The organism is Paenibacillus liaoningensis (assembly GCF_059609455.1).
Window position 1 is genome coordinate 1 of record NZ_JCAALU010000012.1, and the last position, 13,223, is coordinate 13,223.

13 protein-coding genes are annotated in these 13,223 nt (G+C 46.3%); 4 read left to right on the top strand and 9 right to left on the bottom strand.

Going from position 1 to position 13,223, the window contains the following annotated elements; translation table 11 throughout:
• Nucleotides 1-205: 205 nt before the first annotated feature.
• Nucleotides 206-1,606: a discoidin domain-containing protein gene (locus AC6B99_RS18800; protein ID WP_494858101.1), complete on the bottom strand. Its 1,401-nt coding sequence runs from the start codon at nt 1,604-1,606 to the stop codon at nt 206-208.
• Between the two features lie 1,046 nt (nt 1,607-2,652).
• Between AC6B99_RS18800 and AC6B99_RS18805 the strand changes: the two genes are divergently transcribed.
• The gene (locus AC6B99_RS18805; protein WP_056029910.1) at nt 2,653-2,943 is read left to right on the top strand and encodes a hypothetical protein; all 291 of its coding nucleotides are present in this window, start codon (nt 2,653-2,655) and stop codon (nt 2,941-2,943) included.
• A 120-nt stretch (nt 2,944-3,063) separates the two neighbouring features.
• Here AC6B99_RS18805 and AC6B99_RS18810 read toward each other — a convergent pair whose 3' ends face one another.
• The 5 genes from AC6B99_RS18810 to AC6B99_RS18830 are packed head-to-tail and all read right to left on the bottom strand — an operon-like array spanning nt 3,064 to nt 7,710.
• Nucleotides 3,064-4,197 (bottom strand): hypothetical protein, encoded by a 1,134-nt coding sequence (locus tag AC6B99_RS18810; protein WP_496663976.1) that lies wholly within the window; start codon nt 4,195-4,197, stop codon nt 3,064-3,066.
• 35 nt (nt 4,198-4,232) lie between these two features.
• Nucleotides 4,233-5,522 carry a hypothetical protein gene (locus tag AC6B99_RS18815; RefSeq protein WP_496663977.1) on the bottom strand — a complete coding sequence of 430 codons (1,290 nt, stop codon included), beginning with the start codon at nt 5,520-5,522 and terminating at the stop codon, nt 4,233-4,235.
• On the bottom strand, nt 5,519-6,400 hold the full coding sequence (locus AC6B99_RS18820; protein WP_496663978.1) for an ABC transporter ATP-binding protein: 882 nt from the start codon (nt 6,398-6,400) through the stop codon (nt 5,519-5,521). The genes AC6B99_RS18815 and AC6B99_RS18820 overlap by 4 nt, the downstream gene beginning before the upstream one ends.
• Nucleotide 6,401: 1 nt before the next feature.
• Nucleotides 6,402-7,166: a hypothetical protein gene (locus AC6B99_RS18825; RefSeq protein ID WP_496663979.1), complete on the bottom strand. Its 765-nt coding sequence runs from the start codon at nt 7,164-7,166 to the stop codon at nt 6,402-6,404.
• A complete protein-coding gene (locus AC6B99_RS18830; protein WP_496663980.1) occupies nt 7,153-7,710 on the bottom strand; it encodes an RNA polymerase sigma factor in 558 nt (185 codons plus the stop codon). The genes AC6B99_RS18825 and AC6B99_RS18830 overlap by 14 nt, the downstream gene beginning before the upstream one ends.
• A gap of 252 nt (nt 7,711-7,962) precedes the next feature.
• Here AC6B99_RS18830 and AC6B99_RS18835 point away from each other — a divergent pair, with 252 nt between their 5' ends.
• The 3 genes from AC6B99_RS18835 (at nt 7,963) to glpK (ending at nt 10,906) form a co-directional block, all read left to right on the top strand.
• Nucleotides 7,963-8,610 (top strand): hypothetical protein, encoded by a 648-nt coding sequence (locus AC6B99_RS18835; protein WP_496663981.1) that lies wholly within the window; start codon nt 7,963-7,965, stop codon nt 8,608-8,610.
• A 242-nt stretch (nt 8,611-8,852) separates the two neighbouring features.
• A complete protein-coding gene (locus AC6B99_RS18840) occupies nt 8,853-9,395 on the top strand; it encodes a glycerol-3-phosphate responsive antiterminator (RefSeq protein WP_494858113.1) in 543 nt (180 codons plus the stop codon).
• A gap of 17 nt (nt 9,396-9,412) precedes the next feature.
• Nucleotides 9,413-10,906 carry a glycerol kinase GlpK gene (gene glpK, locus AC6B99_RS18845; protein WP_496663982.1) on the top strand — a complete coding sequence of 498 codons (1,494 nt, stop codon included), beginning with the start codon at nt 9,413-9,415 and terminating at the stop codon, nt 10,904-10,906.
• A gap of 101 nt (nt 10,907-11,007) precedes the next feature.
• On the opposite strand, the gene AC6B99_RS18850 is transcribed toward glpK, so the two are convergent.
• Genes AC6B99_RS18850 through AC6B99_RS18860 form a run of 3 tightly spaced genes read right to left on the bottom strand, consistent with a single transcriptional unit; the run spans nt 11,008 to nt 13,209 of the window.
• On the bottom strand, nt 11,008-11,946 hold the full coding sequence (locus AC6B99_RS18850) for a DUF2705 family protein (RefSeq protein ID WP_496663983.1): 939 nt from the start codon (nt 11,944-11,946) through the stop codon (nt 11,008-11,010).
• Nucleotides 11,915-12,862, bottom strand: coding sequence for an ABC transporter ATP-binding protein (locus tag AC6B99_RS18855; RefSeq protein ID WP_496663984.1), 948 nt, complete (start codon nt 12,860-12,862; stop codon nt 11,915-11,917). The genes AC6B99_RS18850 and AC6B99_RS18855 overlap by 32 nt, the downstream gene beginning before the upstream one ends.
• Entirely contained in the window at nt 12,859-13,209 is a 351-nt protein-coding gene (locus AC6B99_RS18860; protein WP_056029882.1) for a LytTR family DNA-binding domain-containing protein, read from the bottom strand. The genes AC6B99_RS18855 and AC6B99_RS18860 overlap by 4 nt, the downstream gene beginning before the upstream one ends.
• Between the last annotated feature and the right edge of the window lie 14 nt (nt 13,210-13,223).

A 13,223-nucleotide genomic window follows, 5' to 3' on the forward strand; every position in this document is an offset into this window, starting at 1 on the left:
CATTATCGAGGTCAATGGAACTTAAATAAGCTGCCGCCTGCACGATACAGACAGCAGCTTGAAGTGGCCTAACCTTTTTTTAATTGTCCTTTACAAGGGGTACATTTTAAAGGGGATAGTCTCCTTTGACGTTCCTTTTATGCTTTTGCTGCTTTGCTTTACGCGCAGCCTAGCTTATTGTTCGCTAAACTTCCAGGCTCCAATGCTAGCTGGATGCTTTAACCTTCCACTCCAAAATGCCAGTGGATGCCGGGTTTTTCGACACCATTTCGATTCTCAGCGATGTCGTTGCGACAGGATTGAATGTTGTTGTGTTGTATTGGTTAATGCTCGTTCCGAGACCGACGGCGTTTTGGACATCTACCCAAGCGCTGCCGTTCCAATATTTGATTTTATACGAGCTCGGCACATCGATACCGCCATTGTCCTTGAACCAGTACACTTCCGTTTGTGTAACGGTGTAGCTCTTATCAAACGTATATTGAACCCATTGCGTACCGGTTTCCGGCCAGTTTCCATAAACCGCATGATTGCGGTCGTTGGAATGAATCGGATCAAAGCCGTCATTGAGTGCGCTAATGCTTTCCCAAGGGGATACATAAGAGGACGTAACGGAAGCGTTAAGCGCAATGTTGCTCAAATTCGTATTCCCATTATCAGTTATGCCCGGGAATCGAGTAGCATCCTTCTTCACTTGGCTCCATGTATAACGCAGCATCCAGATGTCCCAGTTCGTAATCGTTGGGGAATTTCCTGCCCACATAATGGTAGGCACTGGGAAGCCGCCCGGAGGACGCTCGTTCGCCTCATAAAAGTCTGGCAAACCAAAGCCATGGCCAATTTCATGCTCTGTAATTTGAATTTCATTGGAATTGACGGTGCTCAAAATGTAATCGTCGGACATGCGCTGGCCCCAATCGCCGCCTGCTCCGCCGCCAAAGCCTGATGTTGCCCACAAATACATGTCAAAGCGCTTGTCGAGTCCGCCCGGATAAACATAGTTGGGGTTCGTAAAATGGTCAAAGCGCGACAAAGCGCTCGGCGCTACAGGCAGCTTCGATGGGATAGCGGGATTAGAGGTGCTCAGTTGGTCAGTTATATAGTCTGTATAGATGATTTCATCTGCTTGCTTGTCTAAAATTTGCGCGGAGTTGGCTACGGCCCAGCCCACGATTTTCACTTGAATGTCTCCGTAAGGCCAGCCGTCATAATCTTTCAAATGCTTCGTCCAGTTATTCATTTGGCGCTGCAGCATGGCGGCAAGATCCTTGCGCTGCTGAAGCGTCAAGTTTTTGCCCGATTGCCAGCGCACGACGTAATTTAAAGTGCCTTTTCCAGCAACGATTTGATCAAAAATCAAGTTTTTGCGAACCGTCGAGCCTTCCGTTACCATGCGATTAGTCCATACCCACTCAATGGAGTTTTTCAGGTTCGCAGGCATGTCTGCAAGCGTAATGCTGCTGACCGCGGCGGCTGAAGCCTGATAAGCGACTGCTGGCGTAATCGTTGGCACCGCCGGAGCTGCCGACGCAACGGTAAGGCTGCTTGCAAGCAGGGAGCCCGAGAGCAAGAATGAAGTCAAGGTGAGGCTGGTTTTCTTTAACATTTGTGTTCCTCCATTTTCTGAGATTGGATTTTTTTAAAACGGCTAGCTGACCCTCATCCCCACATGTACTTTGATTTTGAATTTTTGGATACATCTAGCAAACTATCAATTCGTCTATCATTTTACAATAGATGAAAAAAATAGGAAAGTATTATTTTGTAAATTGTTGCTGAAATTTGTGGATAACTGTCGAATCATGCAGCCGCCGAGCGAAAAATAACGTTGTGGAGAGGGAAACGCGGCGCTGGCCGATTGGACTAAAAATAAATAGAAAGGCAAAAAAAAGACGTTCCCCATTCAGCTTTCATGAATTGGAGGGAACGTCTTTTTTTTATCTACTGAGGGTGTAGGCCGTTTAAGCTTCTCTAATGCCAAGTGCCTTGCGAATAAAATAAATCAAATCAGTCAAATAGTTGGCTGCATCCCCTTGAATCTTAGTCCACAATCGTCTTAGTGAAAAATCATGAAATTAAGGGACGCAGACACTCGAGTCCACAAATCTAAGATCAAGCCCAAAATTTACCCAACCAATTCCTGGCCCGACCCAGCGCCAACCAGCTATTGAATTTGGGCCAACAAAAGTAATAAACATCCAGTAGGAAGCGCCGTTACTTTGCCATATATAGGTAAATTTATTTCGACAACTTACGATTGCACCTGGATCAATTAAAGCAGACACTCCTTGTGGCAATTGTGGTGGTCTGGGTGGAATGGTAGAAGGAGGAGCGAAAGCAGGAGGGCCTCCTTGAGTAGGTGTTTGAACGGGAGGCTGCGTGCTTGGGAATGGCTGCATCCCAGGTTGAGGGAAAAAAGGGGGAGCAATTGGTGGTGGCATTGAAGGGCCTGGAATTCCAAACGGTCCAAATGCGCGATAATAACAATCAGGAGAATAAGACCACATGATGAATAACTCCTTTTACGTTTCTTTGTTCAAAACATTTTGAAAACTTATATGGCAATGTATGATACACATTAGCCTAATGATACTAGGTCATGTGCCCAATTGTTGAAATCGTGTTACGATATGTGAAGGGAGGAGATATTTTGTGAGTGAATCTATTGAAATCATCATATCTCAATTTGGAAAGTTAGCGGAGAAAGAACAAAAACAGATCATAACGGGGCTAACAAGACATTTGGGCGAGCCAATTCAATTTTCAAAAAGTGGTTTGTCTATTTATAATGAAGATGAACTAGAGATAATTAGTAATACATTAAAAGGTCTAATTCTCACAATAGAAAATGTCCCAGATATACTTGATGCGTATGAACGGCTAGAAGGTAAAGATTTGCCTCGGAAAATCTCCTTTGGCAACCTAAAGAACAGTGGAAAATAAGCTTTATCATGTACATCTATTTATTGAGCAAACATCGGCAGTCTAGGACCGGCTGCTTAAACAGCCGAAGCCATCAAGCGAGGCCTGTGGGTAGGCTGATGCTTGATGGCAAAGCAAGTTTTATAGAAGCAAATCTCCTTTTCGTTCCCGATGCCACCTGTATGCAAGCGAACTAGCGACGATCGCGATAAACAACCCGTATGCGAGAGGCTGTGCGTACTTCGGTTTGTACAACATAATGAGTTCCTCAATCAGCACACGGGAAAGCGGCTGTGTAATGAGATAAATATAAGGAATTTGCAGCGCAACGAGCGCCATATAATTCGCAGAGATGCTGGAGAAGAAAGCTGCCGCCAGAGCGGTAATCAAGCCAAGCACATAAAGGACGGCAACCGTCAGCATGATAAACTGGGCAAACGTAAGATCATACCAGAAGTAGGGAAAATTAAAGGCAGAGTTGATGGGTGCTTCGTAAAATAATTCAATGCCCGGCTGCTGACTGTACAATAGAAAGATGCAGCCGAGCTGTATAGAAATAATGAGTACAGCAGACAGCAGTGCAGCAATCAGCTTGCTGCGGAACAGGCTGCGCCCGATACGCGAGGCGTGCTGGAGATGAACGACCCGGCTGCGCCTGTCGCGCAAAAAAATCGGCGATACGATTAGCAAAATGCTGATTATGCTTATGGCATACACATAAAATATCACATTTTTAAAATTATCATAAATCATCGATGGAAAAATCGTATTCAGCGTGCCAGACGCCACCATTTCATCCATTCGCTGCAGGGCCGCCGCATCCTCATTTGAAAGATTTGCATAAGGCCGCTCCAGCCTGCGTTCATATTGCTCGATTAAATACTCTCTGCCTTGCAGCTCCCAGAACAAATCAATGCCGGGGTTGAACATCGCGTAGCGGTCTAATTCATTCCATTCCTTATTGTCGCTGAACACATCCATTGCACGAAAAGCCTCATAAGTAGAAATGCCGGCCTTCTTAAACTGCGGGTCATCATGCATAAGCTGCTCAGCTTCCTGAACCCTTTCGTGATAGCTCAGCTTGAACTGTTCGAATTCCGCTTCATCAAGCTCCAGCCCATATTGCTGCTGCATCTCGATGACAACCTTATACGCATCTTTATCGGGCCTGCCATTCGGAAAATATTCAAAATAAAACTGGATGAACATCAAATAAAAAAGGACGTTCAGTACAGCGACTAAAACGATCATTTTCAGGCTAAAAAGCTTTTTCATTTCGTGAAGGACGATCCCCACAGCTGCACCTCCGATTAATGAATATTTTGGCGTTTAAATTGCTTTAGACACACGTAACAGAGAGCAGCCAGCACAATGGCCCAGCCGCCTGCGGTTATCCATTCCCAATCCCGGATCATATTGAACGCCCCGCCTGCAGTGAACCATATATGCGGATTAAGTATGAGTTGAAAGGGAGTAAAACCGGAATAAAATAGCAGCTCCGAGCTCAACGGTATGACTCTTCCTAGCAGCAGCAGGCTGCCAAACAGCACGGCAAAACTGCCATATACAAGGTAGCTGCTGCGGATAAAAAAGCCGAGTACAAAGGCCAAGGCAGCGAAAATCAGCTGAAGCCCGTACATAAGTACTACAGCACAGCCCAAATACTTGCCGAACGATAGAACGTGCCAAGTGAGGAATGGAAAGGCCATGCCTGGCTCCCAGGTGAAAAAGCTGCTGATCGGCACCTGCCACAGTCCCTTGTAGCTAAATGTGAGAAAGTAGGCGGAAAGGGTAATACCAGCCAGTATAGTTGTCAGTGCAGCGGTAGCAGCAAGCGCGGCAAGCAGCTTGTCCGTTTGCAGCTTTCGCCCATGCTTGGCTGAATAAAACAATAAATGCGTATGCTGTTCAAATTCATTTTTGCTTAAAAAGACAGAAAGGAGCACAGCTAAAATCATTAGCTCGAACAGCAGCATCCTGAGCAGGCTTTTAAACAGCATCGAGTGCGTTCCATACAGCTTGCCATCGAAAAATAAATGCTTATATTCTCCGCTTGCCTCAAGCTGCTGAAGCCGTGTGTCCAGCCCGGCATAACGCTCTTTCAAGGCCGTTGCAGCTTGCCCGCTAAGGCCGTACAATTGGATTTGTCCTTCAGCCATTTGGCTCGTATCCAGCTTGGCATAGACTTCATCGATACTCTGCATTCTCGCAGCATAATGCTGCAAAATGCTCAGCCGATGAAAGCTGGCGATTTCAGATTCCAGAAATAGGCCCGGTTGCTGATAAACAACTTCACCCAAATTATCATAAGTGAAAAAATCATCCGCCTGCGCATATACTTTCCCTGCACGTTCTTTCGTCAGCGCGTTCATTTCCGCCAACTGCCGCTGATTATATTGCTCAATCTCAGCCAGCATCTGATCGTTAATTCGCAGACCGAATTGTCCAGCCATTGTGTTCAGTACCGCCATATCCTGGCGCTTATACGACTGCTGCATAATGTACAGCAGATTGAACGCGAGGAAGAGGGCGAGCAGTGCTAAAATAACCGGAGACAGCAGCGCTTTTCTCAGCTCATAGCGCCAGATAATCCCCCTCATGGCGTTTCATCCGCCTGCGCCTCATCCTGGTAAATATAAATGAACACATCCTCCAAATTAGGAATAGCTATCGTCCAATCCGGCTGCGGCTCGCCTCGGCCAATAAAACGGAATTTTAGCCTTCCTTGCTCCTGCCGCTCCGAGATGGACAAATGCTTGCCCCGAAAGTGATCAGCTTCCTCATAATCGACGGTCGTTTCGTATACCATTCCCTCAAGCAGGCGGCAAATGTCCACGATGGGGCGTTTGTGCAGCACCCGCTTGTCCTTGATCATAATAATTTCATCGGCAATCGATTCCACATCAGAGACGATATGGGTTGATAAAATGACGATGCGATTGCGGGCAAGCTGCGCCAGCATATTGCGAAAGCGAACGCGTTCCTTCGGATCAAGCCCTGCGGTTGGCTCGTCAAGGATGAGAATGCGCGGATCATTCAGCATCGCCTGCGCAATGCCGACGCGCTGGATCATGCCGCCGGAAAACTTGCGCATCTTTTTATCCATGACATCCTCCAGCGCAACGAGCTTCAGCAGCTCGGCAATTCGCGGCTTGGCGTCGGCTGTGCGCATGCCTTTCAGGGCGGCGATGTACAGCAAATATTTGCGCGGGCTGTAATGCTTATAATAACCAAATTGCTGCGGAAGATAGCCGAGCTGCTCGCGATAGCGCTCATCTGCTTTTATAATATTTTCACCGTTGTATAAAATTTCGCCTTCGCTTGGAAACAGCAGCGTGACGAGCATTTTAATAAGCGTTGTTTTGCCAGCGCCATTTGGGGCAAGCAGCCCATATACGCCATTTGTAAATTCAAGATTAATGTCCTCCAGCGCGCTAAAGCTGCCGAAGCGTTTGGAAACCTGCTGTACAGTCAGCATCTTAAATCGCTCCTTCCGGATTTTGTAGTTTTCGCAATTGGTTTAGGTTTTTGATATATAACGCCCCGCAGACAGCTGTTAAAAGCAAATAAACGGAGACAGGAATCGTTTGAAGCAGCTGTATATACTCTGTGCTATACAAAGCTTTCAAGCCGATGTTGCCGGCAAACCAGAGCGAGATCAGTACATATTTCATCAGGTCCGAGCGAATGCGGAGTATGATATACAGAAAAACAACGGAAAACAGAAACAGTGACGAAGCTGACAGCGCCAGCGCAAACAGCAGGTGAATGTGCTGAAACATAGCGGAAGCAGCAAGCACGAGTGCTACATTCAGCGCCAAACAGATGAGGCTAAAAGCCAGCATCCGCAGCGAAGCAAGCTGATACACATTGTATTTGCACACCATTTCCGTTTCATACGTATCGCTATGCTTGCGGCGAACGAAGAAGAGGGTGGATACAAGGAGGTAGAGGACGGGCGACCCGATAAAGATAGCGGCATAAATATCCTCCTCTATGACCTGCGAATGGCTTGATTCTAAAAATAGGGCGAATAGCATAAGCAGAGAGCCGGAAGCAAGCGCAAAGGCAATTTCCGTCCAGTCATGAAACATATAACGAAAGCCAAGACGGGTATACATTAAGCGCAAGTAGGCTGAGAAGGTTTGCTTCGGCACAAGCCCCCGTGCCACAATTAGATTGATTTGCTGCTCGATTTCCAGCTCGTTTGGCAGCTCAATCGTCTCCGTTTTATCGGTTTTCATCGTAATCGTCTCCCAATCTGTTTTTCAGCTTTCTGAGCATCGTATAATATTTCGTTTTGACGGTCGATTCCGGCATATGCAGCAGCGGCGCAATGTCGGCAAACGTATATTCGGCGAAAAATTTGAGCCGGAAAATATGCTGAGCGGCAGCATCCATCTCGTTTACAAGCTGCAAAACAGCTTCGACCTGTTCTTTTTGCTCAATTTCCAGCGTGAAATCCTCATCCTCGGCGATTTCTTCATCCATCGCTGTCGTCCGTTGATCGTAGCGATAGTACCGCGAGCGGTAATAGTCAACGATCCGGTTCGTCGCAAGCTTGTACAGCCATGCCCGGAAGGAACCCTTGCCTCCGTCATAATGCCCAATCGCCTGCAGCATATGGATGAAGATGTCCTGTGTGAGATCCATGGACAGCTGTTTATTCGTCGTCTGTCTAAACACATAGCTGTACATTTCTTTGTAATAATGGCGGACCAGCGCGTTCGCTGCTGCCTCGCTTGATTGTTTTTGAATTTGCTTAATCCATGCTGCTTCCGTCTCCATGCGCCCTCTCTTTTCCTAAAACGTGATGCTGCTCGACATGTTTTGCCGCTTATTTATATATTCGTAGTGTAGCGTAAAATAGTTTGGCTGAAATAAATCTTTTTCCAGCCCACTTGAAAAAGCGCTGCAGGCATTCGCGTATGAAATCAGGCGGAACTTCCAATCCTTTTGTTGTATAATGGGAAATATATGAAGACTCTTTTAAAGGAAAGCAGCGCATAAATTGGTTAATGGGGAAAGAGGCAGATACGAATGAAGATATGGGATATGCCAAAGTTGCCGGCACCGGAGCAGTTGGAGAAGCAGATGCGCATACTCGCTGCGCTGGATTTGATGATGTGCGAGGAAGAATGGCTTCGCGTTCACCGTTATGATTCCTCATGGTCGGATGATGAAACGATGGGCAGCTTGAACAATGGGTCTGGCGATGTTGTATTTGTTGTTTTTGCACCGGAAGGGGCCATTATCAAAGGCTTTGATCATGAATCCCCTTTTAGCCCGCATGCGCAGGAGGAATACGGCACTTGGCCGGGCATTTATGATGAGGTGCCGGAAGCGCTGCTGCATCGTATTCAGGATGTGGCATTCACCCATGAGGATGTTACCTTCTGTATATGGTGGGATAATGGAAATTCCGTGTGGCACAGCAGCGAATATGAGCAGCCTGATGGTTGGGAAGATGGAGCGGATTTTCTCCTAGGTTATTTGTGCGATTCGCCCGAAAGCTATCAGGAGTGGGCGCAAGGCTACTTTGAGGAGGAGCTGGATTTGGCAGCCGTGCGCGCGGTTTTTGAAGGTGCCGAAATAACTGAAGAACTCATCGCCAGCCTGAATCCGGAGCGAGACGCTGAGGAAGCGCTGGAGGAACTGGAAGCGCTTGGCCTTCTGGCACTTTCATAAGGAATGAGTGGGTTTACAGCTTGATCGGAGTATATTATAATCGTCACTGACAAGTAAATAAAACTCGCTGTGAGACTAATGAGAACAGCCGCTGGATTGAGTATATAAATTCCAAATATGGGGTGTATACATTCTTTCTGTCGGCTTTTTTTAATTTATAGCCGTTGAAATCGTTTACAGCTTGACAGCCTTCACAGTAATCCGGGCAGCCGTGAATGATTGCGAGTAGGGAGGGAACAGGCATGCAGCCGAATACGGTCATTCCGGCCATTCGGAATTTCAAGGAACTAGAGCAGGCGCTTGCCTCGCCGCAGCCCATCTTATTTTTGCTAGAGGGTGAGCTAATCCAATTGCAAGGCATTGCGGATGCGGTGCGAAGCGCGGGGAAAAAGCTGTTCTTGCATCTGGATATGGTCAAAGGCATTAAGGACGATGAGGCATCTATTCATTATTTAGCCAAGGCGATCAAGATTGATGGCGTCATCAGCACGAGAACGTCCAGCCTTCTGCTTGCTAAGAAACATCGGCTGGCCGCTATTCAACGCGGATTTCTCATTGACTCGCATTCGGTCAAGACGATTATTAATACGGCTGCGCATGTGAAGCCCGATTACATCGAGTTGCTGCCAAGCTTCGCCAACTCTATGGTCGGCAAAATCAGGCAGGAGACGAATACGGAAATTATTTTGGGCGGCTTTGTGCATACACGTGAGGATTTGCCCGCTTTGTTCGGTTCTGGTGCTATTGCGGTTTCATCCAGCAATGCGGCGCTGTGGAACGTGTAAATCAGGAGGTTATTGAATTGACGGAAAAATATATATTGGCGCTCGATCAAGGCACGACAAGCTCGCGAGCTATTTTATTTAATAAAAAAGGGGAAAAGGTTCATACGGCCCAGCAGGAGTTTAAGCAATATTTTCCAAAATCAGGTTGGGTCGAGCATAACGCCAATGAAATTTGGGGCTCTATACTGGCTGTCATTGCCGCCTGTTTGTCTGAATCAGGCATTAAAACGCAGCAGATTGCTGGAATCGGCATTACAAACCAGCGTGAAACGGCGATTGTATGGGATCGCGAGACGGGAATTCCGATTTACAATGCCGTCGTCTGGCAATCGCGCCAAACGGCAGAGATTTGCGAGCAGCTTAAGGCTGATGGCCACGAGCCGTTGTTCCGCAGCAAGACGGGCTTGCTTATTGATGCTTATTTCTCAGGCACCAAGGTGAAATGGATTCTTGACCATGTGGAGGGCGCGCGTGAGAAGGCTGAGCGCGGCGAGCTGATGTTCGGAACGGTCGATACGTGGCTGATCTGGCGCCTGTCCGGGCGCAAAGTCCATGTGACGGATTATTCCAATGCTTCGCGCACACTGATGTATAACATTAACGAGTTAAAATGGGATGAAGAGCTGCTGGAGCTGCTATCGGTACCAGCTAATATGCTTCCAGAAGTACGTCCTTCCTCTGAGGTCTACGGCTATACCGACGAATATCATTTTTTCGGCTGCAAAATTCCAATCTCCGGCATCGCAGGCGACCAGCAAGCGGCCTTGTTCGGTCAAGCCTGCTACCAGGAAGGCATGGCAAAAAACACTTACGGCACAGGCTGCTTCATGCTGATGAACACGGGTGAAAAAGCAGTGGTGTCCGAGCATGGCTTGCTGACCACAATCGCGTGGGGGATAGACGGAAAGGTTGAATATGCACTGGAGGGCAGTATTTTTGTAGCGGGCTCTGCTATTCAATGGCTGCGGGATGGCCTGCGCATGCTGCAAAATGCGACGGACAGCGAGCAGTACGCCGCGCGCGTCGATTCAACGGAAGGCGTTTATGTCGTTCCGGCGTTTGTTGGACTAGGCACGCCTTATTGGGATAGCGACGTGCGCGGGGCGGTATTCGGGCTGACACGCGGCACGACCAAGGAGCATTTTATTAGAGCAACGCTTGAGGCGCTCGCTTACCAGGCGCGCGATGTGCTTGCGGCTATGGAGGCTGATTCTGGGCTAACGCTGAAAACGCTGCGCGTCGATGGCGGAGCCGTGAAAAATGACTTCCTCATGCAGTTCCAGAGCGATATTCTCGGCGTTCCGGTCGAGCGTCCGGTCAATGCAGAGACGACGGCACTTGGCGCTGCCTATTTAGCGGGACTGGCGGTAGGCTTCTGGACCAGCCGCGAGGAAATTATGGAGCAATGGCACAAGGAGCGGGCATTCCAGCCCGCCATGGAGGAAGAGCGTAAAGAAAAGCTCTATACCGGCTGGAAAAAAGCAGTGAACGCCGCGAGGGCGTTTAAATAATAGAACGGCCCCCTGGTTGCCGGGGCAGTCATAAATAGGGGCAATTCCTGCTGTCATGTAAGATGACTTTAGGAATTGCCCTATTTGTTTATACGTGAGTTTTAGCCCATTTCCCTTCTAGTGAATACGGCCCAGCCGGCGGCGTAAAAGCATAGCATATAACCGGACAGAATGATCAATGAAAATGGAAGGGTAACACCTTCTACTACTGGGGTGCCTGTAAAATAAGCCTCAAGATTCAAATGAGAAAATAAAAAATATTTTGCGAATTCCGGTTGAATTCGACTTAAGAAGGCAGAGATCATATTGCCGCCAAACAAGATAAACACAGAGAATGCAATGGCGAGAGAATTGCTTCGAAACAGTATAGAGATGACAAATGCCATAGTGACAATAACGCAAAGGGTAATCATTTTTAATCCATATGATAGGAACACATGCATAACCATAGGGATGTGTTCATAATTTTGTTTATCCTTTGAAAATATGAATGGCTCTGAAGCGCCATCGACCCCAAATAAAAGGGAACCAATAATCCAAGATGAAAGAAAAATCATACAGATAAGCAAGGCTGAGAACATAAGGACGGAACAATATTTCGCTAACAATATTTTATAGCGGCGAACTGGACGGATGAGCAGCAGCTTCATGGTGTCCCATTTAAATTCACTAGCTACGATATCACTGGCAACAATAAGCGTAAATAACGTGACGAATGGAAGAAAATTGGAGACCAGGCTTAAAAATTTCCAAGATGTCATGCGATCCGGAGACACTCCATTTTCCAAGGCATACTCGTTACGTTGAATTTGTGAATTTAAATAGGGAAGAACATCCTCTGGAGCTTCCTTCATTTGTTCTTTTAACAATTGGTTTTCTTCGTTTATAACGGTTTTCCAATCGTCTGTTTGAGAATCGTTCCTTTTATCGATATTAAACAGTGCCGTCATAATAACAATGATTACAAAAATGATAGCCATGGCCCATACCATAGGACGGCTGTATATTTTAATTTGCTCTGCTCTTATAAGCCTTATCAATGGAAGCCTCCTCTGTCAAGCTCATGAACTTGTCTTCCAGGCTCAACTGTTTGCTTTGAACAGCATATACACGGATCTGATGATGAATAAGGAGATAAAGCATTTCCGAAATTTCTTCGCGTAGCAACAGGAAAACCAATTCGGATTCCTCCACCTTGAGCAAGTTCGACGTTCGTTCATGCTTATGAAGTAATGGTAACGCTCGATCGGTTGAGTCTATCTCTATTGTAACGACTTGCCTAACGTTTTCTGTTTTTTGCATGGATTCAATCGATTTGACTTCACCATCCACTATAAACGCCACACGATCACAAATCATTTCCATTTCATTTAACAAATGGCTTGAAATAATGACGGTTTTGTTCTGCTCCTTGGTCAAATGATGGAGATAATCTCGGAACTCCTTCATACCGACAGGGTCCATGCCATTGGTTGGCTCATCAAGCAAAATAAGGTCGGGATTATGGAGCAGCGCCTGTGCTAGTCCGAGCCTTTGTTTCATCCCTAGCGAGAAGGTTTTCACTTTTTTTCTTGCAGCTTCTTGCAGGCCGACGACTTTTAAAATTTCCAAAATGCTGTTTTTATCTGGTTCCTGTTGGCTGTAGAGAGAAAAATGAACTAGATTTTGATAGGCAGTTAAAAAAGGGTACATATGCGGTGTTTCAATGATAGCCCCGATATGTTTCGCGGCGAGTACATGATTTTGATTAGCATTTATTCCATTAATATATATGGAGCCTTGTGTTGGAAATATCAGGTTGGCAATTAGGCGAAATAGCGTTGTTTTACCTGCTCCATTGGGCCCGAGCAATCCGAAAATTTCGCCTCTTCTTACCTCAAGTGAAATATTTTGCAATATGCTTTTTCCCCGAATGGTCTTGCTCAAATTTTCGATTTGTAATGGATGAATGGTCACTGGGTTCCCACCTGGTTCAATGTAATAGATTGTCGTATTACACGTTTACTTACTAAAGCGGTTTTACGGTTTTTATAGTAAGCTTCATATGTATTACGGTTGAAAAAATTGAGCTCTTTTAAATTGAAGACATTTACTATAAAAGACTTATGCGATCTTACAAACATATCGGGCAATATGCCCATTAAATCTTTCAAAGAGACATACACATAAATTTCTTGTGTATCCGTGTGAATCAAGGTTTTTTGTCCAATACGCTCAATAAAAATAATTTCAGACAGGTCTAGGTAAACAATCTGATCTCTTTTCGCAATAATCAGTCGATTATGCACCAATTGAATATTCATAATTAACTCCTAAA